This is a genomic window from Variovorax sp. 350MFTsu5.1 (genome assembly GCF_048302515.1).
In the GTDB taxonomy this organism is placed as follows: domain Bacteria; phylum Pseudomonadota; class Gammaproteobacteria; order Burkholderiales; family Burkholderiaceae_C; genus Variovorax; species Variovorax guangxiensis.
Window position 1 is genome coordinate 3381000 of the sequence record NZ_CP157620.1, and the last position, 25532, is coordinate 3406531.

The following is a 25532-nucleotide window of genomic DNA, read 5'->3' on the forward strand; positions in this document are numbered from 1 at the left end:
ATGAATGGTTCGGCATGGACCTCTGTCAGAGCGCGGCCCAGGTGGTCATGGCCGGTTCGGGGCTGGCGGGTGCCCGGCTGCTGCCCTGGCTGCGCCGCTCGGTGCCACCGGCCAGGCAGCGCTCGGCGACCCAGTCGCCCACGCTGCGCAGGAAGAGCTGCTGTCCTCTCGCGGTGCACACGGTGTGATCGACCTCGCCGAGGAACTCGTACTGCAGCCCCTGCGCGAAGGGCTTGCGGGCGAAGGCGCCGAGCTGGTCGCGGCCGCGGTCGCACACGTGCAGCGAGCCCGAATACAGCAGCTGCATCGCCACGTTGCGCTCGGCAAGGCGCTGCAGCGCGGCGCCGAACCAGATCGCGTTGGCCTCGGGCGCGCGCCTTTCAGCGAAGAAGCCCGGCAGGGGCGTGGTCGAGTGGCTGCGCAGAAAGTGCCGCTGCAGCCAGCGCCTGGCCTTGCCCGGAAAGGATGGGTGCGCGGGCGCGGCCAGCGCGCGGCGCAGGTTGCGCTCCAGCCGCGCGCGCAGCTCGGGAAAGGCGAATCCGTCGAAGAGCGACAGCCCCACCACCCGCCGGTCGGCCAGCGCGGCCGACATGGCGTGCTCCACGCCCGAGCACATGCCCACGATCACGAACTGGTTCACGCCCAGCGTGCGCTGCGCGGCGTCCATGGCCGCCTTCAGGCTGTGCACCGCGCGCACATGCAGGTCGGGCGAGGTGGCCAGCGCGTCGCTGTCGCCGATGCCGCCCAGGTCGAAGCGCAGGCTGCCCACGCCGCGCGCGGCCAGCAGGTGCGCCAGCTTCACGTTGATGCGGCGCGGCCCCACCCGGTGGTTGGCGCCCATGTTGAACATGAGGCAGGCGGTGCCGCCGCGCGCCGGCCGCGCAGGCAGCGTGAGCATGCCCATCAGCGCGTCGCCGGGCCCGAACTGCAGCGGGGCCTGGGCGATGGCACTTGGAAGCGTCGTGGTCGGGTCATTCATGAAGAGCACCCTGCAGGCGGTTGAGCGCATCGGCCGGGACCATCGCGCTGTTGGGATAGGGGTCGGAAGTCCAGTCGAGCTGGTGGCTGAAGTACGCGAGGCGCACCGGCATGTGGCGCGACTGCTGGTCGGCCGCCCACTGGGCGGTGCGCTCGTCGTCGGGGCCGGCGAGCACCAGCGTGTCGTGCAGCGCGGTGAGCGGCAGCGACTCGGGCACCAGCGCCGCCAGCTGCGCGCGCAGCGCGGGCGAGAGCAGGGTGCCCAGCGCCTCCTCGGGCATCGCCTCGGGCTCCTGCAGCAGGCTTCGGCGCCACGCCAGGTCGGGAATGCAGAAGGTGGTGTCGATGGCGGCCACGTGCTGCTCGCGCAGCAGCCGCGCATAGCTGCGCCCGTCGATCACCGGCTCCCACAGCACCAGCCGCACGGGGTCGCAGCGCCCGCCGCGCGCCGCCAGCACCGCCACGGTGGCACCGAGCCGCGCGCCGATCCACACGATGGAAGCGCCGGGCGCGCGCCGCCGCAGCTCTTCGTGCGCCGAGCAGAGGTCGCGGCGCCAGCCGTCGAGCTCGCCCTCGACTTCCTCGCCCGGAGAATCGCCAGAGCCGTAGAAGTCGAAGCGCAGCGTGGCGATGCCCGAGCGCGAGAGCCGCTCGGCCAGCACCTTGAAGAAGCGGTGGGTGCGCAGGCCTTCCTGCCCGAAGGGCGGGCACAGCAGCACGGCGGTGTTGCCGCCGGCGCTGTCTTCCTCGGCGGGATGGAACACGCCGAAGAGCTGCCGCGAGGCCGGCCCGAACATGATCGGCTTCAGATGGCTCATGCGTGCGCCTCCAGCAGGCGGCCCGAGTGGCTGGCGTTGCCGGCGCGCGCCTCGGTCTGCCGCCATTCGGCGATGGAACCCACGCAGTCCATCCGCTCGGGCGCCGGGCCCAGCAGCAGCCAGAGGATGCGGCCCGCCACCGCAAGCTCCACGCTGCGGCAGTCGGGCTCCAGGCCCACTTCGAAACTCTGCGACGACACCAGCAGCCCCACGCCGATGGCCTTCAGGCAGGCTTCCTTGCGGGTCCAGCAGGTCAGGAAGGCGCGGTCGCGTTCCTGCGCGGGCAGGGCGGCCAGCGCTTCCTGCTCGCGGCGGGTGAAATGCTCGGCCGCGAGCACCGCCGCGTCGGGCACCGGGCGCAGCAGCTCGATGTCGGCGCCCAGCGGGCCGCGCCCGCCGATGGCGATCAGCGCCAGCCCCTGGCTGTGGCTCAGCGAGAACTGCGTGCGCGCATGGCCGGTGAGCGACGGCTTGCCGAAGGAGCCCTTCGACAGATGCAGCTCGGCGTGCTGCAGGCCGGTGTACTCGCTCAGCGCCTGCCGCAGCGCGAGGTGCGAGGCCACGTAGCGCTGGCGGTCCAGCGGCGAGCGGAAGCTCTCGGCGCGCTCGCGTTCCTCGTCGGAGAGAACCTGCTCCGACGGAAGGCCCGCGAACCTGTCCAGGTCGACGTACAGGCACAGCGGCACGTCGATGGAAAGCGGCTGGGGCGAATGGCCGGCCATGCTCATCACCCCTTGCGCAGCCAGCCGCCGAGGGCGCCGAGCAGTCCGCCGCGCTGCTGCTGATGCTGTTGGGCGTGCGCGGCCGTGTCGGCGGCGAGCTCGGCGAGGTCCGACGGCACGCCCCCGGCCGCGACGCGCGGCGACGAGGCGATCTGCCCGAGGTTCTCGAACAGGTAGCGGCGCGGCTCCACTCGGTGGCCCAGCGTCAGGGCCGCCTGCTGCACGGCGCGCAGCACCAGAAGCGAGTCGCCGCCGAGGTCGAAGAAGTTGTCGCTGGCGCGGATGTCGGCCACGTCGATGCCGATCACCTCGGCCCAGATGCGGGCGAGCTGCGCCTGCTCGGGCTCGAGCTGGCTCTGCTTCGCCCTGGCCGCGCCGCCGTTGCCGTCGACGGCGCCGTCGACGGTACCGTTAGCGGCGGCGGCCTTGCCCGGATCGGCCGCCGCCATCTTGCGCAGGTAGGCGGCGCTGGTCGACATCTCGGGGTCGGTGATCCGCTCCAGCGTGGCGCCCGGCTCCTCGGCCACGCGGCGCAGCACTTCGAGGTAGCGCTCGCGCAGCTGGGCGCCGGTCTCGCGCAGGTAGACGTCGGCGTTGTAGATCAGCGCGCCTTCCAGGCCGTGCGGCTTGTCCATCAGCCACACGCCGATGTCGTCGGTGGCGCCGTGCTGCATCACGTGCACCTGGCGGGTCTGCAGGCTGCCGACCGAGCGGGCGCGCTCGCGGGCGTCCTGGAACGAGAACATCGACTGGTAGGGCCCGGAGGTCTTGATCTGCCCCGCGTAGCCCGGCTCGGCCATCAGGCGCTCGAAGGGCACCTGCTGGTTGTTCATCATCGACAGCAGCTCCTGCTTCACGTAGCGCATGAAGGCCGGCAGCGCGAGCGAGCGGTCGATGGTGAGCGACACCGGCAGCACGTTGTTGAAGAAGCCCATCACGTCTTCGGTCTCGGCCTGCTGGCGCCCGCGCACCGGGTTGGCGATGACGATGGCGTCGTTGCCGGTCACCTGGGCCATGGTCAGCGCGTACACGCCGAAGGTCAGCATGCTCAGCGTTACGTCCATGTCGCGCGCGATCTCGCGCAGCCGCTGCGTGCTCTGCAGGTCGATGTGGATCCAGTGCGCGCCGCCCTGGCCGCTCTTGCCGGCGCGCCGGGGCATGTCGGTCACCGGCGGGCGCACGGCCTTCGCGCCTTCGAGGCGGCCGCGCCAGAAGGCGAGTTGCTCCTCGCAGGCAGGCCCGGCCAGCCACTTCTCCAGCCACTCCGCGTAGTCCCCCTGGGTGGTGGAGAGCGCGGGCAGGTTGTGCGGTCGGCCGCGCTCGGCCGCGTCGTACAGGGCCGAAAGCTCGCGCTGCATCAGGTCGAAGGACCAGCCGTCCCAGATCAGATGGTGCGGAACGAAAAGGAAGACGTGCTCGTTGTCGTCGAGCTGGAACAGCGTCGCATGCATCATCGGCGCGCTGTGGATGTCGATGGGCCGGTCCGCCAGCTCCTGCATGCGCTCGGCCAGTTCGGCCTCGCGCTGGTCGGCGGGCAGGCCGCGCAGGTCCACCAGCGGCAGCGTGAATTCCGCTGACTCCGAAATCACCTGCACCGGCCTGCCGCTTCCCGCGTCGATGCCGATGTGGGTGCGCAGCGAGGGCTGGCGGCGGATGATCTCGCGCCACACGTTCTCGAAGCGCGCCGCGTCGAGCTGCCCGGTGAGCCGCTGCGCAGAGGGCGCGTTGTAGACCGAACGGCCGGGGTGCAGCTGCTCCATGAAGCGGATGCGCTCCTGCGCCATCGTCAGCGGCGCGGTGGTGCGCCCGATGCTGCGGCCGATGGGCGCCTGCAGCCCCACGCCCGCGCCCTGCAGCGCCTGGATGGACGCCGCCAGCTTCCCGGCCGTGGGGGACTCGAACAGGGTGCGCAGCGGCACCGTCACCTGGAACTCGCGGCTCAGCAGCGTGGTGAGCCGCGCGGCCAGCAGCGAATGGCCGCCCATGGTGAAGAAGTCGTCGTGCATGTCCAGCCCGGGCAGGCTCAGCACCTTCTCCATCAGCGCGAGCACCTTGCGCTCGTGCTCGTTGCACGGGCCGGCGCCGCGGCGCACCTCGTCTCGTGGCACTGCCTGCGGAGCCGGCAGCGAGACACGGTCGATCTTCCCGTTGGCCAGCTTGGGCAGCACATCCATCGTCACCACGTGCTGCGGCAGCATGAAGGCGGGCAGGTGCTTGCGCAGGTGCACCATCAGCGTCTCGAGGTCGAAGCCCGCGCCCTGCTTTAGCGCGAGGTAGGCCACCAGGCGCACGTCACCGGGGTTGTCCTCGCGGGCGATCACCACCGCGCGCGAGACGCCCTCGACCTCGCAGCAGCGCACCTCGATCTCGCCGGGCTCGATGCGGTAGCCGCGCACCTTCACCTGGAAGTCGAGCCGGCCGAGGTGGTCGAGCAGGCCGTCGTTGCGCCAGCGGCCGCGGTCGCCGGAGCGGTACACCTTCTTGGGCGTGCCGAAGATGCGCACCGTGACGAAGCGCTCGGCGGTCAGCTCGGGGCGGTCGAGGTAGCCCAGCGACACGCCTTCGCCCGCGATGCAGATCTCGCCCGGCACGCCGATGGGGCAGGGCTGCAGGTCGGCGTCGAGGATCCAGATCTCGGTGTTGTCCACCGGCCTGCCGATGGAGACGCCGCGCGAGGCGATCTCCTCGGGGCGCACATGCCAGGCGGTGGAATACACCGTGGTCTCGGTCGGCCCGTAGCCGTTCCACAGTCCTTCCATGCGTTCGCACAGCGCCAGCGCCATGCTCGGGCGCAGTGCCTCGCCGCCAGTCCAGCCACGAAAGCCCGGCGCACCGCCGGCCCACTGGGCATCCAGCAGCAGCTGCCACATGCCGGGCGTGGCCTGCAGCAGGGTGATCTGCTCCTCGTCGAGCGTGCGCGACAGCCGGGTGCCGTCCATCGCGACCTCTCGCTTGACCATTACCAGCTCGGCGCCTGCCGCCAGCGGCAGCAGCAGGTCGGGCACGGCCATGTCGAACGACAGGGTGGTGACCGCCGCGATGCGGTCGTGCGGCCCGACGCTGGATTCGCGCTGCATCCACTGCAGCAGGTGCGCCACGCCGCGGTGATGGGCGATGACGCCCTTGGGCAGCCCGGTCGAGCCCGAGGTGTAGATGATGTACGAGGCGTCTTCGGGGCCGGGGTCGTCCGCGCTCGGCGGCAGCGGCTCGCCGGAGAGCTGGCGCCAGTTGTCGCGGTCGATCTCGAAGATGCGCGCGCCCGCGTCGGCGCGCCAGTCGCGCGGCGCGACCGCGATGTCCGACGAGGTCAGCATCAGGCTGAGGCTGGCGTCGGTGGCGTAGTGGTCGAGCCGGGCCTGCGGGAAGGCGGTGTCCAGCGGCACGTAGGAGGCGCCCGCCTTGAGCACGCCCAGCATCGCGACCACCATTTCCAGGCTGCGCTCCAGGCACAGGCCCACGCGCTGGCCGCGGCCCACGCCGCGTGCGCGCAGGGCGCGTGCGAGGCGGTTGGACAGCGCGTCGAGCTCGCCGTAGCTGCAGCTCCTGGCGCCGTCGCGCACCGCGGGGCTGTCGGGCTGCATCGGCACGCGCGCCAGGAAGCCCGCATGCGCCAGCGGCGCGCCGACCAGCGGAACGCGCGCCGGCTGCAGCGCGATGAGCTCGCGCGCGGCTTCGGCCGACAGCACCTCCAGCCGGCCGACGGTCTCGTCGGGCCTGTGCGAGGCCGACTGCAGCACGCACTCGAACATGTCGAGCCAGCGCTGCACGCTCACCTCGTCGAAGAGGTCGGTGTTGTACTGGGCCTCGACCATCAGGCCGCCCTCGTGCGGGCGCAGGTTGGCGAAGAGCTCGAAGTTCTCGTAGCGGCGGGCGATGGTGTCCTGCACCACGTCCAGCGTGGTGAAGGCCTGGGCGCTGCTGGCCACGTCGGGGTCGACGTTGAAGGCCACGCTCACCAGCGGCAGCCGGCTCGGATCGCGCTCCAGCGAGAGCTGGCCCAGCAGCGCGCCATAGGTGAGCGCCTGGTGGTCGAAGGCGTCGAGCACGGCGGTGCTGCACTCGTCCATCAGCGCGTCGAAGCGCATGCCGGCGTGCGCGGCGATGCGCAGCGGCAGCAGGTTCACGCAATGGCCGACCAGGCCCGGCATGTCGTGCGCGAGCTGGCCCGAGGCCGGGATGCCGACCACGATGTCGTCCTGCCCCGTGAGGCGGTGCAGCGTCGCCACGAAGCCGCTGAGCAGGCCGGTGAAGAGGCTGATGCCGGCCTTGGTGCTGGCCGAGCGCACGGCGGCGACCAGCCGCCTGTCGAGCAGCCGCTCGGCGCGGCGCGAGTTGAAGGTGCGCGCGGCCGGACGCGGGCGGTCCATCGGGAGGTCGAGCACCGGCAGCGGGCTGCCGGGGAAGCGGCCGAGCCAGTAGTCGATGTGCGCCTGCATGTCGGGGTGCGCGGCGGCGGCGGCTTCCTCGGCGGCGAAGTCGGAGAAGAGCGGCGCGGCCTTCAGCTTCAGCCCGGTGCCGGTTTCCTCGGCGTAGAGATGGCCCAGCTGCTCGGTGATGACGGCCCACGACCAGCCGTCGCACACCACGTGGTGCGCCGACATCACCAGTTCGTGATCGGTCTCGCCGAGCCGGTAGAGCGCGGCGCGGAAGAGCGGACCGTGCTCCAGCGAGAAGGGCGTGCACACGGCCTCGTCGTGCGCGTCGCGCAGGGCCAGCGTGCGGGCCTCGGGCGCGAGGCCGGCCAGGTCGTGCTCGGCCATCGGACTGCCGCCCGCGTGGCTCACCAGCATGCAGGTGCCGTCGGGCGAGATGGTGGAGCGCAGGGCCTGGTGGCGTTCCAGGAGCCGGGCCATGGAGCGCGAGAGCGCCGGGCGGTCGAGCTCGCCGCGCAGGCGCAGCACCACCGATTCGTTGTAGGCCATCGAGGCCTCGGAACCCAGCGTTGCGCCGAGCCAGACTTCGCGCTGCGATTCCGTGGTCGGAATGATGCACTCGACGGCACCACCGCTCGCGGCGGGCTTGAGGACGGCGTTCATGCTGCGACCTTTCCGTTGACGTGTTGCTGGCTGGCGGCGGCCGCGTCGGGCACGTACCAGAACGGCTGGCCGTCGATGTCGCGGGCCAGCACGGAGCCTTCCTCGGCCGGCTTGTGCCGGTCGAAGGCGGCGACGGGGACGGCGCGGCGCGGCAGGAAGCCGGATTCCTGCATCTCGGCGACCGATTCCTTGAAGGCGCGCTGGATGAAGGCGATGTCCTCGGCGCTGTGCGCGCTGGTGAGGAAGCACGGGAAGTTGTCCAGGATGTGGACCCCGCGGCTGCGCATCATGGCGAACAGCAGGTCCTGCAGCGGATGATCTTCGAGCCAGCTCACGCGCCACAGCGACGCGAAGTGCCGAATCTCCACCGGCGCGCCCACCTCCTTGCACCAGCCCGTGAGCTCCGCGGCCATGGCGGCGGTGCTCGTGTTGAGCCCCGACTGCAGCGCGGGTCCAGCTTCCTTCAAATGCAGGAGCGATGCCCTGGCAGCTGCGAGCGCGAGCGGATGACGCACGAAGGTGCCCGCGAAGTAGGTCACGCCCACGCCGGGAATGGAGTCATCGCCATACTGCCAGGCGCCGCCGTCGAGCGCGTCCATGAACTCGCGCTTGCCGGCGATCACGCCGACCGGAAAGCCTCCGCCGATCACCTTGCCGTAGGTGGCCAGGTCGGCGCGCACGCCGAAGAACTCCTGCGCGCCGCCCAGCGCGGTGCGGAAACCCGTGATGACCTCGTCGAAGATCAGGCAGCAGCCGTTCTTCGCGGTGATCTCGCGCAACTCGTGCAGGAACTCGCGCGGCTGGAAGTCGGGCCGGCGGCTCTGCACCGGCTCGGCCAGCACGGCGGCGAGATCGCCCGCGTTCTCGCGGATGAACTCCAGCGCCTCGGGCGTGCCGTAGTCGAGCACGCGGATGTCGCCGAACATGCCGCTCATCACGCCCGGAGCAGCCGAGAGCCCCTTGCCGCCCTTGCCGGCGCGCACCAGCACCTCGTCGAAGGTGCCGTGGTAGGAGCCGGTGAACACCACCACCGTGCTGCGGCCGGTGACGGTGCGCGCGATGCGCAGCGCCGCCATCACCGCTTCGGAGCCGGTGTTGCACAGGCCCGCGCGGTCGTTGCCGGTGAGCTCGCATACCAGCGCCGTCACCTCGGCGGCCAGCGGATGCTGCGGCCCGATCTCGTAGCCCGCGTCGAGCTGGCGGCGCACCGCGTCGAGCACGAAGTCGGGCTGCCAGCCGAACATGTTCATGCCGAAGCCGTTGAGCGCGTCGACGTATTCGTTGCCGTCGAGGTCCCACATCTTCGAGCCCTTGGAGCGCTCGATGACGATCTGGTAGGTGATCTCCTTCGTGATCGGCCGGAAGCCGTTGACCACGCGCGGATCGGCCATGTGCGAGCGGTTGGCCTCGGTGAACTCCTTGCTCTTGCGCGTGCGCTCCACGTAGCGGCGGATGAAGGCCGCCAGCCGCGCCTTCTGCCGGCCGCTGGGCTCGGCGGTGCGCTGGGTGTGGATGCGGGCGATGGCGCCGAAGGCCTTGCTCACGTCGTAGCGCACGGGTTGGGCGGGTTCTTCGGTGGTTGCGACGGGGGCGGCCGGCGTTGCCGGTGCCGCAGCCACGGGTGCTGCCTGTGCCGGCATCACCGGCTGCAGCGTCACCAGCGGCGCGGCGGGAACCGCGCCCGACAGCAGCGCAAGCTGCTGCCGCATCAATTCCATCTGTTGCGAAATCAGCTGGGGCAGCTGGGCCTCGCCCATGACGACACTGCCTTGCATCGGCATGTAGACCGGCATCGGCACGGGCTGCGGCTGCGGCATTGCCCGCGATACGGAGACCGCGCTTTCGACTGGCGCGGCCACCGGGGCAACCGCTGCAGCAACCGGCGCGGGCGCCGCTTCGGGCGGCAGGCTCTCGCGCAGGAAGGCGGAAAGCGCGTCGAAGCTGCGGTAGTTCTCCATCAGCTGGCGGAAGCTGACGGCGACCTTGAAGTGCTTCTTGATCTGCGTGGCCGCCTGCGTCAGCGTGAGCGAGTCCAGGCCGAGCTCGCCGAAGGGCGCCTGACCCTCGGTCTGCGCCATGTCGAGGCCGGAGATGTCCTCGAACAGGGCGCGCAGGCGCGTGTCGATGGGCGACGCGTTTGGTGGAGGAAGAGGCGAGGGCGTAGCAGCGGTCACGATCGGCTCCAGGGCAATGGGTGGGACGACGACGGCGGCGGCGACGGGCGCCGCCGCGACAGATGGGGTCACGGAAGAAGAGGCGGCTGGGGCGATGTCGACCCAGCAGCGCTTGCGCTCGAAAGGCGTGGTGGGCAGGCGCACGCGCTGCGCGCCGGCACGGGCGGTCAGGCGCGAGAGTTCGACCTCGGCGCCGCAGGTCCACAGGCGCGCGAGCGCGAGGCGCAGGGTGCGGGCCTCGCCGGCATCGCCGCCGGGCTCCATGTGCAGCAACGGCACGACGCTGCCCGCGCCGGCGCCGTGCTGGCGAACCAGCGTGGCGAGCGTGTTGCGCGGGCCGGCCTCCACGAAAAGCGGGCTCTGCACCTGCGCCATCGCGCTGCGCACCGCCGGCGAGAAGCGCACGGTGCCGCGCAGGTGGCGGGCCCAGTAGACCGGGCTGGCGGCATCGGCGTCCCCGAGCGGCTGGCCTGTAAGGGTCGAGAAGATCGGAATCTGCGGCGCGCGCAGCGCCACCTTGGCCACCAGCGCCTCGAAGGGCGCGACGGCCGGGTCCATCATGGCCGAGTGGAAGGCGTGCGAGGTCTGCAGCGCGCGGCAGGCAACGCCGTCGGCTTCCAGCGCGGCCTGCAGCGCGGCAATGTCCTCGAAGGGGCCGGCGGCGACGCAGGCGGTGGGGCCGTTCTCGGCGGCGAGCGAGAGATTCGGGCCGAGGCGGCCGGCGAGATCGGCCGCGCCCATGCGCACCGACAGCATCGCGCCCGCGGGCTGCGCCTGCATGAGCGCGCCGCGGCGGGCGACCAGCCGCGCGGCGTCCTCGAGCCGCATCACGCCGGCGATCACGGCCGCGACGAACTCGCCGACGCTGTGGCCGATCAGTGCATGCGGCCGTGCGCCCAGTGCCAGGAGCCGGCGGGCCAGCGCGTATTCGAGCGTGAAGATCGCCGGCTGCGTGGCGGCGGTAGGTGCCAGCGCCTGCGGGTCGTCGCAGAACATGCGCTCACGCAGGTCGAAATCGGTCGCGCCGGCGAAGGCGGCCATGCAGTCGTCGAAGGCCGCGGCGAACACCGGGTCGTTCGCATGGAGGTTGCGGCCCATGCCGGCGTACTGCGCGCCCTGTCCGGGAAACATCAGCACGAGCTGCTGCGCGCGCTGGGCGGCGCGGCCGCTGGTGCCGCCTGGCGCGGCGGCATCGCGCAGCGCCGTCACCGCTTCGGCAGTGCTGCCGGCCACGACCGCGCGGCGGAAGGCGTGGGCCTTGCGGCCTACCGCAAGGGTGTGGGCCACGTCGGCGAGCGACAGCTCGGGCCGGGCTTCGAGATGCGCGGCGAGCTGGCCGGCGGCCACGCCGAGCGCGGCCTCGGAGCGTGCCGAGAGCAGCAGCACCTGGTCGCCCACGGCCGGTGGGGAGGCCGGGCGCGGCGGCGCTTCCTCGACGATGACGTGAGCGTTGGTACCGCCCACGCCGAAGGAGCTGACACCCGCGCGGCGCGGCTGTTGCGTGCGCGGCCATTCCTGCAGGCTCGCGGTGACGTGGAAGGGCGTGCGCGCGAAGTCGATCGCCGGGTTCGGCGCGCTGAAATGCACCGTCGGCGGAATCTGCTCGTGGTGCAGCGCCAGCGCCGTCTTGATGAGGCCCGCCGCGCCCGCCGCCGTGACCATGTGGCCCACGTTGCTCTTGAGCGAACCGAGCGTGCAGAAACCCAGTGCGTCGGTGTGCTCTGCGTAGGCGCAGGCCAGCGCCTCCACTTCCACCGGGTCGCCCATCGGCGTAGCGGTGCCGTGCGCTTCCACGTAGGAGATGCTGCGCGCGTCCACGTCGGCGGCCGCCAGCGCTGCGCGGATGACGGCCGCCTGCCCGTCGACGCTGGGCGCGGTGAAGCTGGCCTTGGCGCCGCCGTCGTTGTTCACGCAGGCGCTGCGCAGCACGGCATAGATGGTGTCGCCGTCGGCCTGCGCATCGGCCAGCCGCTTGAGCAGCACCACGGCCGCGCCGTCGCTGAAGACGGTGCCCCGGGCCTGCGCGTCGAAGCTGCGCGTGTGGCCGTCGGGTGAGAGCATCGAGCCCTCGTTGTAGAGATAGCCGCTGCGCGGCGGGCAGGTGACCGATGCGCCGCCGGCCAGCGCCATGTAGCACTGGCCCGTGCGCAGCGCGTGGAAGGCATGGGCCACCGCCACCAGCGAGGTCGAGCAGGCGGTGTGCACGCTGACGGCCGGACCCGTGAGGTTGAGCCGGTTCGCCACCCGCGTGGTGATGTAGTCCTTCTCGTTGGCCAGCATCACCTGGAACTCGCCCACCGGCTCCACCAGGTCGGGCCGGGTGCTCACGTGGCGCTGGAAGTAGGTGGCGTTGTACATGCCGGCGTACACGCCCACCGGGCCCGGCGCCGCGTCGGGCACGTAGCCGGCGCGCTCCAGCGCCTCCCAGCAGATCTCGAGGAACACGCGCTGCTGCGGGTCCATGAGCTGCGCTTCCTTCGGGCCGATGCCGAAGAAGGCGGCGTCGAAGTCCTCGATGCCGTCGATCACGCCGCGGGCGCGCACGTAGGCCGGGTCGCTGCGCAGCGCTTCGGAGATGCCGGCGTCGAGCGAGGCGTCGTCGAAGAAGCTGATCGTGTCGCGGCCGGCGACGAGGTTGTCCCAGAACTGCTCCACGTCGGCCGCGCCGGGGAAGCGCCCGGCGGTGGCGATCAGCGCCACGGCGTCTTCAGGATGGGTGGCCGCTGCGTCCGGTCGATCCTTGAAACCGGGCGCAGCGGCCTTGGCGGGCTGTTCGTCCGCCGGCTGCATCCGCGCACCCATCGCTTTTGGCGTGGGGTTGCGGAAGAAAAGATTGGCCGACAGCGGCACCGTCGAGTCCTGCCGCAGGTCGGCCAGCACCTGCAGCACGAGCAGCGAATCGCCGCCGAGGTCGAAGAAGTTGTCGTTGCGTCCGACCTTCGCGATGCGCAGTGCGCGCGCGAAGGCATCGCACACGCGCTGCTCGACGGCGTCGCGCGCTTCCTCGAAAGGCTGGGCAAGCTCGGGGCGTTCGCCGGCCGGATCGGGCAGTGCCTTGCGGTCGAGCTTGCCGTTGGGGGTGACGGGCAACTGGGCGAGCCACACCTGCGCCGAGGGCACCATCGCCGCCGGCAGGCGCTCGGTGAGGTGGGCGCGCAGGGCGTCCCACGAAAGCCGCTCTTCCGCAGAGGGCGAAACCAGGTAGGCGACAAGGCGCAGCTGCCCGTTTTCGTCGGGCCGGGCGATCACGGCGCACGACTGGATGGCCGGGTGCGCGAGGATCGCTGCCTCGACTTCGCCGGCCTCGATGCGGTGGCCGTGGATCTTCACCTGGCCGTCGCGGCGGCCGATGAATTCGATGGTGCCGTCGGGCAGCCAGCGCGCGAGGTCGCCGGTGCGGTAGAGCCGCTCGCCAGGGGCGCCGAAGGGATCGGGCACGAAGCGATCGGCGCTGAGCGCGGGCTGCCGAAGGTAGCCGCGCGCCAGCCCGTGGCCGCCGATGCAGAGCTCGCCCACGAAGCCGGTCGGCAGCAGCGCCATCGATGGGCTCAGCACGCGCAGCACGGTGTTCTTGATCGGACGGCCGAGCGGAATGGAGCGCAGGTCATCGGGCAGGGGCGCGGCGATGCGGTGCGTGGCTGCGAAGGTGGTGCACTCGGTGGGGCCGTAGCCGTTGCTCAGCGTGAGCTGCGGCAGTGCGGCGAGCGCGCGCCGCACGTGCGGCACCGAGAGCGCCTCGCCGCCGGTGAACAGGTGGCGCAGGCCGGCGAGGTGCGCCGGGTCGTCGTCGATCACCGCATTGAAGAGCGCGGCCGTCAGCCATGCGGTGTGCACGCCGTGGCGCTCGATGGTGCGGGCCAGGCCCGCGCCGGTGGGCACGCGCTCGTCATGGATGACGCAGCAGCCTCCGTTGAGCAGCGGTCCCCATATCTCGAGCGTGGCCGCGTCGAAGCCCAGCGGTGCCGCGTGCAGCATCGCGAGGCCCGGGGCGAGGTCGACGTAGTCCACGCCCACCACCAGCCGAAGGATCGAGCGATGGCAGATCTCGATGCCCTTGGGCGTGCCCGTGGAGCCCGAGGTGTACATGACATAGGCCACCGATTCGGCATCGATGGCCGGCGGATTCCATGAACTCCGGTTTTGCTTATCTTGCTGCTCGTCGACCAGAAAAACGCCGTGATGAGGGGGGACGAGGTGGCGGTGCTCCCGCGTGGCGAGCACGCGGTGCGCACCGGCCTCGGCAAGCATGTAGGCGATACGCTCGGCCGGGTAGTCCGTGGGCACGGGCACGTAGGCGCCGCCGGCCTTGAGGATGGCGAGCTGGGCGACGATGGCCGGCATCGAGCGGTCGAGCAGCATGCCCACGCTGTCGCCTGCCTGGACGCCGAGGCTTTGCAGATACCGGGCGAGGTCGCTGGAGCTGCGGTCGAGTTCGCCGTAGCTCATGCGTGCGTCGCCCTGGGCGATGGCGATGGCGTCGGGGGATGCCGCTGCCTGGCGGGCGAACATCGTGGGCACGGTCAGGGCCGGGTCCACGGGGGTCAGGGCGGTGTTCCAGCCTTCGAGCTGATCGGATCGGTCGGCTTGAGGCTGGGTGCGGATGTCGCTCAGGGCTGCGTCCGGGCGCTCGATCAGGTCATGGGCTGTGTCGGCGAGGGCTGCGAGCAGCTGGTCGATCGCCGCCGGGTCCATCAGGCTCGCAGCCGCATCCATGTGAAGTGAGACGGTGGCTGCGTCGAGGCGCAGGCGCACGGGGGCGTCGGCGTCTTCCGTTGGGAACGAGCGGCGGATGCCGTCCAGTTCGGCGAGCCAGGCGCTTGCAGCCCTGGCTGCGTCGACCTCGACGGCGACGGGCCCATGCACGGCCCGCGGGCTTCCGAGCCAGCGCGACTGCAGCAGCAGCCATGCGGCCACGAAGGGCGTGTCGGGCAGCTGGCCGCTGGCGGCGAGCCAGCGTGTCCAGTCGCGCGCGAGGATTGGGGAGAGCGTCGCCGATCCAGCGTGGCGGCCGGTGAGGCCGTTCGAATTGGATCGCGGCACGAACAGGTCTTCCAGAGAGAGCTCCGGAGCACCTTGCATCGCCTGCGAAACAGTTTGAATTTCCACGTAAATATCCCAAAAGAAATACGGCGAAAGCAATCAGGCGAATGGAAAATCCATTCGCCTAATTGAAAGAGCAGGAGATGGTCCGCGCTTTTTTCGTGTCTTCATCCTAGGGTGTTTGCAACTGCCGATGTGGGGACTTAAGGCTTAAGTTACAACTGGATAAAGTTATTTCTAAAACGTACTACCCGATTCGTCCCGGACGGGGTAACTGATGCGCCGTTCGCGGTGAAAAGGGGGTCGAACGACGCTCTCCGGGCATCGGGGAAGCCCGGTAGAAGCAAGGTACTCAAGGGGAGATTCAGGGGGAATCAGGGGCCGAAGCGCTGCGGTGGGCGCATGAGCGGTGGTCCGGACGATGCCTCGCGGCGGGCCGGCGAACCATGCGGAAACCGCACCGGAAAAGTCGTCGAAAAATGAAACATCCTCCCGGTGCAGACTGTTTTTAATTGGCAGAGGCTGTAACCGTATAAAAGATATTCAAACAAAACCTGAAAATTGAAAAAGGCATTGGAAATTGGGCGAGGCCGGAGGGTTCAGCTTGCAGGGATTGCAATGAATTTCGCGACATCCCATTACCCGGTGTAGTTCCACGGCACCGGAACCGCTTTCCCAAATTGGCTTTTCAGGCAATTCGCCACCGTTGCCAGGACCCGCTGTCGAATGAGCGGCCCGCAGCGAAAAAGCCCCGAAGCCACCGGAGCGGCTCGCGACTGCTGTTAGCCTTCGCGCATTCTTCGAGCGCGGTTCCGGGGCACCCGGCAGCGCGCAATCCAGGTTGTGCAGGAAGGAATCCGGTGGTGGTTGTGACAGGAAGGAACTGGCGCGCGGGCGCTGTGCTCGCGGCGGCATTGGTGGTGGCGGCATGCTCCACGTCTCCCAAGGCGCCAGTGGCGGGGCCGGGCGAATACGTCGTCCAGCCGGGCGACACGCTCTATCGCATCGCATCGAGGGCAGGGCGCTCGCCCGGCGACATCGCGCGCTGGAACAATCTCCAGGACCCCGACAAGCTCGAAGCGGGCCAGGTGCTGCGCGTGGTTCCTCCGGGCGGCGCCGGCTCGTCGGAGCCGCCGCCGAGCCGCGAACGGCCCGAGCGCCCCGAGAGGCCTGAACGCGCGGAGCGCCCCCGGCCGCCGCGAGCCTCGGCACCGGAACCGGTCGCGCCGCCCGCATCCCGCCGCAGCGACTGGACCTGGCCCTCGCAGGGCCCGGTGATCGCGGGCTTCAACGGCACCAGCAGCAAGGGCGTGGACATCGGCGGCAGCCTCGGCGACCCGGTGGCGTCCATCGGAGCGGGCAAGGTGGCGGTGACCGAAACGCTGCGCGGCTACGGCAGCGTGGTGATGGTCGACCACGGCGGTTCATATATGTCGGTCTACACCAACCTGCGCGCCGTGCAGGTCAAGCAGGGCCAGCAGGTGAAGCAGGGCCAGAAGCTCGCCGAGATCGGCAGCTCCGACGGCACGCGCGCGCGCCTGCACTTCGAGATCCGCTACCGCGGCAACGCTGTCGATCCGCGCCAGTACCTGCCGGCGAAGTGAGCTGAAGTGGGTCGTCCGGCCGGAGGCGGTGGGCGATCTCTGGCGAACGGCATCCCCCGAATTGGCGATATCGCGATGCCTGCGAAGTGATCAGACTCCCGCTGATTCTTGAAAAGGGGCGGCGATGGAACTCGTGCACTGGATGTTCGTCATTCTCGGCATCGCGCTGGCTCTGACCATGCAGTGGCTGCTCCTTGCCCCCTTCAGCCTCGAGTGGCGGCCGCTGCGCGAGCAGATCGCCGAGCAGGTCACCCAGTCGGCCGCGCTGCTGCAGGAGTGCTCGGCCGGGGCCGACTCCCAGGCCTGATCTGATCCGTCCGCTCCGCACGGTGTCGTCACCGCGGACGATCGTGCGCGCCCTCTAAGATGCTCGCTGTTCGGGACTGACCCGGACGATGCAGACGCGACAGGCAAAGGGAGGGCCACGACGCATGATTTCTTTGCTACACACCGCGGACTGGCAGATCGGCCGCGTGTTTTCCCAGTTCGAGCCCGACGACGCCTCGGCGCTCTTCGAGGCGCGCTTCAAGGCCGTCGAGCGGCTCGCCGCCATCGCCAGCGAACGCAAGGTCGACGCCGTGCTGGTCGCGGGCGATGTGTTCGACCTGCAGACCGTCTCGGACAAGACCATCCGCCGCATGTTCAACGCCATGCAAGGCTTTGCCGGACCGTGGCTGCTGATTCCGGGCAACCACGATTCGGCGCTGAGCGAATCCGTCTGGAGCCGCGCGCAACGGCTGGGCGCCATCGCGCCGAACGTCGTCTGCTGCCTGGAGCCCAGGCCGCACACCGTGGCCGGCAAGTTCACGCTGCTGCCCGCGCCGCTCACGCAGCGCCACACCTATGGCGATCTCACCGAATGGTTCGCCGCCGCCGAGCCGGAGGATGAAAGCCTCCCCCGCATCGGCCTCGCGCACGGCAGCGTGCAGGGCATCCTCTCGGAAGACATCGACTCGACCAACCCCATCGCCGCCGGCCGCGCCGCGCAGGCCGGACTCGACTACCTCGCGCTCGGCGACTGGCATGGCACGCGGCAGATCGACGAGCGCACCTGGTACGCCGGCACGCCCGAAACCGACCGATTCAGGGCCAACGACTCCGGCCAGGCGCTGCTGGTCGGCATCGCCGGTGCCGGCGCGCCGCCCGTGGTCGAAACCATCCGCACCGGCCAGTTCGACTGGCAGCAATGGGAACCCCGGCTCGCCGTGCCCTCCGACATCGACGAGCTGGTGCGCAAGCTCGAGCAGATCGGCAGCGGCGACGTGCTGCAACTGCGCGCCCAGGGCAGCTGCGATCTTGCCGGGCACAACCGGCTGAACGCAGCCCTCGATGCCGCGCGCGCCCGCGCCCGCGCGCTGGTGTGGGAAGGTGAAGCGCTGCGGCTGGAGCCGACCGAAGACGACATACAGGCACTGCGCGCCGACGGCTTCGTCGGCGAGGCGCTGCAGGCGCTGCGCGAGCAGCAGGGCGGCACCGATGCCGAACTGGCGCGCGACGCGCTGCTCACGCTCGCGCGCATCCTCGGTATGCAGCCGGGAGCGGCCGCATGAAGCTGCAGCGCCTTCGCATCGAGAACTTCAAGCTCTTCCGCGCGCCGCTCGAAATCGACGGGCTGACGGACGGGCTCAATCTTTTCGCCGCGCCCAACGAATCGGGCAAATCGACCGTCGCCGAGGCCATTCGCGCCGCTTTCTTCGAGCGGCACCGCTCCAGCGCTGTCGAGCATCTGCGGCCCTGGGGCGAAAGCTCGGCGACGCCCATGGTCGAAGTCGATTTCGAGCTCGACAGCAAGCGCTACCGGCTCACCAAGGCCTTCCTGGGCAAGAAGCGCTGCGAACTGGTGATCGACGGCAGAGCCATGGACGGCGCCGTCGCCGAAGACCACCTCGCGGCCCTGCTGGGCTTCCGCTTTCCGGGCAAGGGCGCCAGCACGCCCGAGCACATGGGCATTCCGGGGCTGCTGTGGATCAAGCAGGGCACCTCGCACGACATCGCCAGCGCGGTGGGCTTTGCCAGCGACCATCTGCGCAACGCGCTCGGCGAATCGCTGGGCGAACTGGCCTCCAGCAACGGCGATGCGGTGCTGAAGGCGGTGGAGGCCGAGCGCAACGAACTGCTGACGCCCGCCGCCGGAACACCGCGTGGCGCTTACGCCGACGCGCTCAAGCTGCGCGCGGAACTCGAAGCCGAACTCGAGCGGCTGCATGCCGACATCGAGTCGTACCAGTCGGGCGTCGACCGCCTCTTCAATCTGCGGCGCGACCACCAGCGCGACGAAGTCGCGCGGCCGTGGGCGACATTGCGGGAGCAACTCGTCGTCGCGCAGCAGCGGCTCGACGAAGCCCGAGGGCTGGACGAGAAGAAGACCGCCCAGGAGGCCGCACTCAGGCAGATCGCCGCGCAGGTGAACTCATGGCGCACCCAGCTGCAGGCGATGGAGCGCGAGGAAGGCTCTCTCGTTCAGCGGGAGACGAATCTGCAGAAGACGCAGGAAGTCCTGGCCAAGGCGCTCGGCGAACTGCAGGCATGGGAGCCTCGCCACGCGTCCGCCACGAAGGCCGATGCCGAAGCTCGCGAGAACCTGCGCCTGGCTCGGCAAGCTGCCTCACGCATCGCACAGGAGAAAACCATCGAAAGCCTGGCCGAGCAGCTCGCCGCGCTCTCGCAAAGCCACGAGAAGGCAAAGGCCGAACAGGAGAAAGTCACCCGCCTGCAGGCCGAGGCGCAGGCGCTCGCGGTGCCCGAAGGCGAGCTCAAGCGGCTGCGGCAGTGCGCGGACGCGCTTCGCACGGCGCAGGCCAGGCTCGACGCGGTGGCGACGGCCCTGGAGTTCGAACTGCAGCCCGGCGCCAAGGTCCGCGTCGCAGGAACTGAGCTGACGGGCTCGCAGCGCCAGACCGTCATCGCCCGCACCGACATCGAGATCGAAGGCGTGGGCCGCATCAGCGTGCTGCCGGGCGGCGCGGACCTCGAAAGCATCGCCATTGAGCGCGACCGTGCGCGGGACCAGCTTGCGGCGCTGCTGCAGGGCCTGCGCGCCGAAAGCTTGGCGGCGGTCGAAGAGCGTGCGCGGCAGCAGGTGCTGCGCAAGGGTGAAGCCGGCGCAGCAGAAGCAGTGCTGGCAGCACTGGCCCCCAAGGGATTGGGCACGCTCGCCGCCGACGTGGCGACGCGTGAAGCACGTCTCGCCGAGGCCCGGCTGGTGCTGCAGGCGATGCCGCCCGCGCCAGCTGCAGGCATCGCAGTGCCTTCGGCCGAATCGGAAGAAGCCGCTGCGCGCGCCGCATTGGAGGCAGCCTCCGCCGCGCTCAACGACGCGAAGGTCGCGGCTGGCAATGCCCGCGAACAGGTGAAGGCCGCCGAAGACGAACTCGCCGCAGTCAAGGCCACCCTCAACGACCCCGCACGCGCCGGCAGAAAGACCGAAGCCGGCGGCGCACTGACCGACGCGCTGGCGCAGCAGTCAGCCATGCAGGACAAGCTCTCAGAACTGGCCCAGCGCCTGCAGACCGTCAACCTGCCCGTGCTCGCGCAGGACGTGGAGCGGCTGGAGCGCAGCGCAAGGCAGGCCGAGGCCGCGCACAGCCAGCGCGCCACCGAGATCACCCGGCTCGAAGTCGAACTGGAAACCAAGGGCGCCCTCGGCCAGGAAGAAGCCGCCTCGGAAAAGCAGCGAGAACTCGAACACGCCACGCGCCGCTGCGCCGAACTCGAACGCCGGGCGAGGGCGCTCGACCATCTGCTCAAGCTGCTGCGCGAGAAGCGCTCCGCACTGGCGCGGCGCCTGCGCGCGCCGCTGCAGAAGCACCTCGACCACTACCTGCAGATTCTTTTCCCCGGCGCACAGATCGAGGTCGGCGACGATCTCTCGCCCGGCCGCATCACGCGCCAGAGCCTGCGCGGCGCCCAGAGCGGCGAGTTCGAGGAACTCAGCGTGGGCGCACGCGAGCAGATGGGCGTGGTCGCCCGGCTGGCCTACGCGGACCTGCTGAAGGAAGCGAACAAGCCGACGCTGCTCATCCTCGACGACGCGCTGGTCAACACCGACGAGGAGCGCCTGCGGCAGATGAAGCGCGTGCTGTACGACGCGGCGCAGCGGCACCAGATCCTGATCTTCAGCTGCCACCCCGAGGCATGGCGTGACCTGGGCGTTGTGGCGCGAAGCATTCCCTGAGGCTGCTTTCCAGTTTTGGCGGCTCGACGTGCGGGCGCAAGCCCGGCCGGTTTCACCCAAGTGGTTTCCCGGTAGGCCAACTCGTCGAGCCGCCGCCTCGTTTGAACTCGGTGTGGCGGTTCGGGTAAGGGCGGCAAGCCGTTTCTGAAGCGAGGTGGGCGCTGTTTATCGTGTGGCTATACTGCGTCGGTCGCGTCAAACAAAGGCGCGATCGGGCTTGGACTCCCGTGAAATCGCTGCGACTTTAAAAACCGCAATCACTTGGAGGCCAACCATGGCTGCTTCTGCACGCGCGTCCACGCGCGTCTCTTCCTCTACCTCTTCCCAATCCTCCGTCTCACAGAACGCCGAGCAACTCGCGCTGCAGCTGTGCGACGACATCGGCAACCTCCAGTCGATGCAGCGCGCCTACTCGTGCCTCGAAAAGCTCATCGTCCAGCAGGAGGTGGGCGATGCGCAGGAGCTCTATCCCAGCCGGGCCGAGCTCGCGGCCCTGGTCGGCGTGGTCAACGAGGAACTGCAGCGGCGCATCGACGCGGCCGATGCCACGGCGCAATCGCTGCGCTATGGCCTGGGAAAGAGCGGCACACCCTGAACGTGCCGGCCGACGTGTTCGCCGGCTACTTGCCCGCCGGCACGAAGAAAAGATATTCGCCGCGCCCCAGCTCGGGCGTGATCGTGTAGCCCGCGCACAGGTCTTCCGTGCACTGGATGACGATCACGCGCGGCCAGATCGTCGCGGCCGTGGGGTAGCCCGGCAGGTACTGCGGCACGTGCCACACGCCGAGGGCGCCGACCGGCAGCGCGTTCTCGGTGCCGCGCGCGTTCTGCAGGCCGCTGCCCATGTTCATCCGCTCGACGCGCAGCGGCTGCTGCACGGCCGCTGCCGCCGCCGTGGTGGCAGCGCAGCAGGCTGCCAGCCAGAGCAGGAATACGGTCCTGGTCATTTGGCGCTCCGTGCGGTCATTGCGCGGCGGGGGCCGAGCGCGGTGCGGTTGCGATGTCGTCGGAGCGCTGGTCCAGCATGCGCGACGCGGCCCGGATGGAGGCGACTTCGCCCGGGTCGATCGGCGTCACCGTGGCGCTGACGACGGGCATCGTGACCACGCCCGTGTCTTCGGAGGCTGCCGCGGCCTGCTGCTGCGGGGCAGGCGAGGCTTGCGCGATGTGCTCGGTGTGCGCGGGAGGCGGCGGCAGCGGAGCCGGGGCGGCCGGCGAAGTGGCAGCCACGGGCTGCGGAGCCACCGGGGCAGGGGCCGCTGCAGCCACCGCGCGAGGCGGCGAGGCGGCAGCGCCGCTGGCCGATGCCTGCGGTCCGTAGGCCGTCACGCGCTCTTCCGCCGTCATCGACTGCGGGCACTTGGTGCCGGTCATCTCCAGCGCGGCCATCGCGGCCGGGTCCATGCAGTCCATGGCCAGCGACGCTGCCTTCATGCCCTTGTTCCAGAGCTCGCGGCTCATCTTCAGGCGCTTGCAGTGCTCGTCCGTCCAGGTGGTGCCGAAGCTCAGGCCCACGCCAGGGCCGTTCGCGCTGGCGCTGCTGCTGCCCATGCAGGTGTCATTGCTCGTCGTCAGGTTGGGTCCGTTGACCGACGGCACGTTCTTGATCGTGTAGCTGCCGCGGTAGTCGACGGTGTTCGTCGTCGCGCCGGTGTTGTTGACGTTCTGGTTGCTGGTCATCGTCGACTGGGTGGTCACGCTCGCCGGGCTCGAAAACGTCACCGACTGGCTGTTGCCCTGGGCCGAGGTCGTGGCCGAACTCGACGATCCGTTGTTCGCACCCGTGTTGGTGTTGGTCTGTTGGGCGATAGCCACCACGGAGAAGGTCAGCAGTGAAAGAAAAAGCAGCTTCTTCATTTTTTCGACTCCTTTGAGGACCGGGGAGAGGGCGTTTCCTGCCGCTCTCCCCATTTCCAGGTTCAGCAACCGGTTTGCGCAAGGCAAGGTTCAGGGAGCCGATGCGGTCGAGCTCGCGCCCGCCGTGCCGCCGGTGCCGCCACCGTTGGTGAAGCCGCCGGCGTTGCCCCATGCGAAGTTGGTGACGCCGAAGGAGCCGCCGGTGGAGCCTGCCGTGGCCGAGGTGCTCGTGCCGTTGATGGGCCCGTTGATCGCGCCGGACGATGCGTTGTAGCCGGAGGTCGTGGTCGAGGTACGGGTCACCAGGGCGATGCCGCCGCCGGGGCCGGCAGCCGTTGCCGCCGTGTTGTTGGTGGTGGAGGAGGCTGCGCCGCCAGCGCTGCCGCTGACGTGCGTGGCGCCGCCCGCGGAGTAGTTGGCGTTGCCCGCCGAGGTCGCGTTGGCCGAAGCGTTGGCGCCGCCGGTGGCCAGGCCGTTGCCGGTCGTCACCGCCATGCTGGTCACGCGGCCGGTGGTGGTTGCCGAGCCGCCAGCCGTCGCGCCGCCGATGGCGAAGCCCGGAACCGCGAACGCGCCGCCCGAGGCGTTGGCATTGGCTGCCGAACTCGACGTGGCCGAGTTGTAGCTCAGTGCGCTGCCCGTGCCGGAGCTGGCGGCGGTCGATCCGGCGGAGCTGGAAGAGCCGGTCGTGGTGGACGTCGCGGCGACCGCGGTGCTGCCGACCGTTGCCGAGGCGACGCTGCCGACAAGGACCACGGCGATGGCGATGAGAGTCTTCTTCATGATGCTTCCTCGAGTGATGTGGAACGAACCCGATCACCGGACCACCCGGCCATCGGCTGACGGTCTGTGACGCGGAATGAAGAGACTGCGTGACGACCGGAGTGCAGTTTCTGCGTCGGGGAAGCAACGAAAAATGCCTTGTGCGGGGTACTGCGAGGCTATGGCGAAAGGCATGGCCGGCGGCTTTTGCGGCAGAGCGGAAAAACGCGCCGGCCACACGATGGCGGCAACCGCAATCGGGGTCTCCGGCAGGCCGCCGGCACAGGTCGCAACGAGATGAAACCGAGGTAATCGAATCTGCGGCCGGGTGCCGGCGCAAAGCCATGCCGACGCTCGGAACGGCCGCCGCACCACGCGGTACCGCCGCTTGCCTAGAGGTGACGGGAAAGGTGGCGGGAAGGCCGTCACCTGTCCATTCGGCCATCTGTCCGTTGTCACGCCGCGCCCCCGGCGCTTTGTCCTGCCTTCCGGCCGGTGCGCATGGGGGATTTGACTCCCCCACAAAAGGGCGCCGCGCTCATGTGCGCAAGCGAGCCGGTTTCTACAGTCATCCCCAAGGCCCAACGCCTCTGCCCATGCGGGGCAACAGGCGCTCCAGGCCGGTCACTACAACGAGGGGATACGCATGGAATTGCTCGCACTGCTGCCGACGACCTTCATGAACCTGCTGCGCGAAGACGCCGGCATGTCGTTCATGGAGTTCGCGCTCATCGGAGCGCTGGTGATGGTCGTGTGCCTGCTCCTGCTGCTCGCCATCCGGCGCACTGCCTGAACCCGTGGAGACCGACATGCAGGAACTCGACGCCGTTCTCGAACTGCTGGCGATGCTGGCCACCGACCTTCGCATGCTCGTGCTGCTGGCGCTGCTGGCCACGGCCGCCGTCAGCGACTGGCGCTCCTACCGCATCCCCAACTGGCTGACCTTCGGCGGCGCGCTCTTCGCGCTGGTCTACGGAACGCTGGCCGCGCGCACCCCCGCCGTGGGGGCCGCAAGCGCATTCGGCGGGCTGGGCGTGGGCTTCGCGGCGATGGTGCCGTTCTACGTGATCGGAGTGATGGGCGCCGGCGACGTGAAGCTGATGGCCATGGCCGGCGCCTTCATCGGGCCTGAGCAGGCGCTGATGGCGGTGCTCTTCACCTTCATTGCCGGCGGCGTGGCGGCCATGGTCTTCGCGATCCACCAGCGCCGCGTGGTGCGCATGCTGACCAACGTCAAGGACGCCGCACAGGGCGTGATGCTGTCGGGCATGGTCGGCATCCGTCCCTCGGGACGCATCGGCGCCAGCCAGTCCATCGGAAGGCTGCCCTACGGCATCTGCATCGCTGCGGGCACGGTCGTCGAAGTGCTCGCGCACCAGCTGGGCTACGTCTAGCCCCTTCACTTTCCCTTTCATCTCATCTCATCTGCGACGGAGGTTCACATGAAGAACATCAAGGCGATCGGGCTGATCCTTCTGGCCCTGCTGACGGGGCTGGCGGCCGCCGTCTATGCGGCGGGGTGGATCTCCAAACAGGGCGGCATCGCGTCCAACAAGGTCGTGGTGGCGGCGGTAGACATCGAGCTGGGCAGCCGCGTCAACCCGCAGATGCTCACGACGATCGACTGGCCCAGCGGCTCGGTGCCGAACGGCGCGTTCAGCGACATCAAGGCGCTGGACGAGCGCGTGGTGAAGGTCGGCGTGCTGCGCGGCGAAGCGGTCATCGAAGGAAAGCTGGCGCCGGTGGGCACGCAGGGCGGGCTCTCGGCGGTGATCGCCAGCGGCAAGCGGGCGATGACGGTGCGCGTCAACGACGTGGTGGGCGTGGCGGGCTTCGCGCTGCCGGGCAACTACGTGGACGTGATGGTCAACGCCCAGCAGGACAAGGGCCGCGGCGAAGAAGCGCTGCAGATCAGCAAGACCGTGCTCGAGAAGGTGCTGGTGCTGGCGGTGGCGCAGGAAGCCAACCGCGACGACACCAAGCCGAAGGTGGTGAGCGCCGTGACGCTGGAGCTCTCGCTGGAAGACTCCGAGAAGCTCGACCTGGCCCGCAGCGTAGGCACCCTGTCCTTGGTGCTTCGCAACCAGATGGACAAGACCACGGTGGCCACCGACGGCATCACCAAGGGCCAGCTCTTCGGCGCCAAGGAACTCGTGCAGGTCGCGGCGACCGCGCCTGCTCCGGCACCGGCCCGGCCGCGCGCCCATCGCCCGGGCCCCGCCGCGACGCCGGCTTCCCAGTGCGTGGAAATCATCCAGCACGCGGGCAGCTCGCTGACCTGTTTCTGAACCGGTTCGACATTCGACAGGAGGAACACCAAGTGCGCCATATCCCCACAACACTCGCCAGCCTGCTGGCGGCCTTCGC

At 69.9% G+C, this 25532-nt stretch carries 16 protein-coding genes; 8 read left to right on the top strand and 8 right to left on the bottom strand.

The window, feature by feature from the left end:
* Nucleotides 1-25: 25 nt before the first annotated feature.
* Genes ABL843_RS15365 through ABL843_RS15385 form a run of 5 tightly spaced genes read right to left on the bottom strand, consistent with a single transcriptional unit; the run spans nucleotide 26 to nucleotide 14807 of the window.
* Entirely contained in the window at nucleotides 26-979 is a 954-nt protein-coding gene (locus tag ABL843_RS15365; RefSeq protein ID WP_418120406.1) for a hypothetical protein, read from the bottom strand.
* The gene (locus tag ABL843_RS15370) at nucleotides 972-1796 is read right to left on the bottom strand and encodes a serine aminopeptidase domain-containing protein (protein ID WP_369662362.1); all 825 of its coding nucleotides are present in this window, start codon (nucleotides 1794-1796) and stop codon (nucleotides 972-974) included. Before ABL843_RS15370 ends, ABL843_RS15365 begins: the two co-directional genes overlap by 8 nt.
* The gene (locus tag ABL843_RS15375) at nucleotides 1793-2518 is read right to left on the bottom strand and encodes a 4'-phosphopantetheinyl transferase family protein (protein ID WP_418120407.1); all 726 of its coding nucleotides are present in this window, start codon (nucleotides 2516-2518) and stop codon (nucleotides 1793-1795) included. Before ABL843_RS15375 ends, ABL843_RS15370 begins: the two co-directional genes overlap by 4 nt.
* A gap of 5 nt (nucleotides 2519-2523) precedes the next feature.
* Nucleotides 2524-7554: an amino acid adenylation domain-containing protein gene (locus ABL843_RS15380; RefSeq protein WP_418120408.1), complete on the bottom strand. Its 5031-nt coding sequence runs from the start codon at nucleotides 7552-7554 to the stop codon at nucleotides 2524-2526.
* Nucleotides 7551-14807, bottom strand: a complete 7257-nt coding sequence (locus ABL843_RS15385; RefSeq protein WP_418120475.1) for an amino acid adenylation domain-containing protein — start codon at nucleotides 14805-14807, stop codon at nucleotides 7551-7553. The genes ABL843_RS15380 and ABL843_RS15385 overlap by 4 nt, the downstream gene beginning before the upstream one ends.
* A gap of 824 nt (nucleotides 14808-15631) precedes the next feature.
* On the opposite strand from ABL843_RS15385, the gene ABL843_RS15390 reads away from it, so the two are divergent.
* The 5 genes from ABL843_RS15390 to ABL843_RS15410 all read left to right on the top strand — a co-directional run bounded on the left by ABL843_RS15390 (nucleotide 15632) and on the right by ABL843_RS15410 (nucleotide 21141).
* Nucleotides 15632-16372, top strand: coding sequence for a peptidoglycan DD-metalloendopeptidase family protein (locus tag ABL843_RS15390; protein WP_240650486.1), 741 nt, complete (start codon nucleotides 15632-15634; stop codon nucleotides 16370-16372).
* Between the two features lie 124 nt (nucleotides 16373-16496).
* Nucleotides 16497-16679: a hypothetical protein gene (locus ABL843_RS15395; RefSeq protein ID WP_126019712.1), complete on the top strand. Its 183-nt coding sequence runs from the start codon at nucleotides 16497-16499 to the stop codon at nucleotides 16677-16679.
* A 124-nt stretch (nucleotides 16680-16803) separates the two neighbouring features.
* Nucleotides 16804-17922, top strand: a complete 1119-nt coding sequence (locus ABL843_RS15400; protein ID WP_184637961.1) for a metallophosphoesterase family protein — start codon at nucleotides 16804-16806, stop codon at nucleotides 17920-17922.
* Nucleotides 17919-20546: an AAA family ATPase gene (locus ABL843_RS15405; protein ID WP_184637960.1), complete on the top strand. Its 2628-nt coding sequence runs from the start codon at nucleotides 17919-17921 to the stop codon at nucleotides 20544-20546. Before ABL843_RS15400 ends, ABL843_RS15405 begins: the two co-directional genes overlap by 4 nt.
* 274 nt (nucleotides 20547-20820) lie before the next feature.
* Nucleotides 20821-21141: a hypothetical protein gene (locus ABL843_RS15410; RefSeq protein ID WP_418120409.1), complete on the top strand. Its 321-nt coding sequence runs from the start codon at nucleotides 20821-20823 to the stop codon at nucleotides 21139-21141.
* A gap of 25 nt (nucleotides 21142-21166) precedes the next feature.
* Here ABL843_RS15410 and ABL843_RS15415 read toward each other — a convergent pair whose 3' ends face one another.
* The 3 genes from ABL843_RS15415 to ABL843_RS15425 form a co-directional block, all read right to left on the bottom strand.
* Nucleotides 21167-21493: a hypothetical protein gene (locus ABL843_RS15415; RefSeq protein WP_369662355.1), complete on the bottom strand. Its 327-nt coding sequence runs from the start codon at nucleotides 21491-21493 to the stop codon at nucleotides 21167-21169.
* Nucleotides 21494-21509: 16 nt separating this feature from the next.
* A complete protein-coding gene (locus tag ABL843_RS15420; protein ID WP_418120410.1) occupies nucleotides 21510-22403 on the bottom strand; it encodes a hypothetical protein in 894 nt (297 codons plus the stop codon).
* Between the two features lie 90 nt (nucleotides 22404-22493).
* Complete coding sequence (locus tag ABL843_RS15425; RefSeq protein ID WP_184637956.1) at nucleotides 22494-23186, bottom strand: hypothetical protein; 693 nt, start codon at nucleotides 23184-23186, stop codon at nucleotides 22494-22496.
* 625 nt (nucleotides 23187-23811) lie between these two features.
* Here ABL843_RS15425 and ABL843_RS15430 point away from each other — a divergent pair.
* Genes ABL843_RS15430 through cpaB form a run of 3 tightly spaced genes read left to right on the top strand, consistent with a single transcriptional unit; the run spans nucleotide 23812 to nucleotide 25453 of the window.
* A complete protein-coding gene (locus ABL843_RS15430) occupies nucleotides 23812-23958 on the top strand; it encodes a hypothetical protein (protein ID WP_165909544.1) in 147 nt (48 codons plus the stop codon).
* Between the two features lie 16 nt (nucleotides 23959-23974).
* Nucleotides 23975-24559 carry an A24 family peptidase gene (locus tag ABL843_RS15435; RefSeq protein ID WP_184637954.1) on the top strand — a complete coding sequence of 195 codons (585 nt, stop codon included), beginning with the start codon at nucleotides 23975-23977 and terminating at the stop codon, nucleotides 24557-24559.
* Between the two features lie 48 nt (nucleotides 24560-24607).
* Entirely contained in the window at nucleotides 24608-25453 is an 846-nt protein-coding gene (gene cpaB / locus ABL843_RS15440; protein WP_126019729.1) for a Flp pilus assembly protein CpaB, read from the top strand.
* Nucleotides 25454-25532 lie beyond the last annotated feature (79 nt).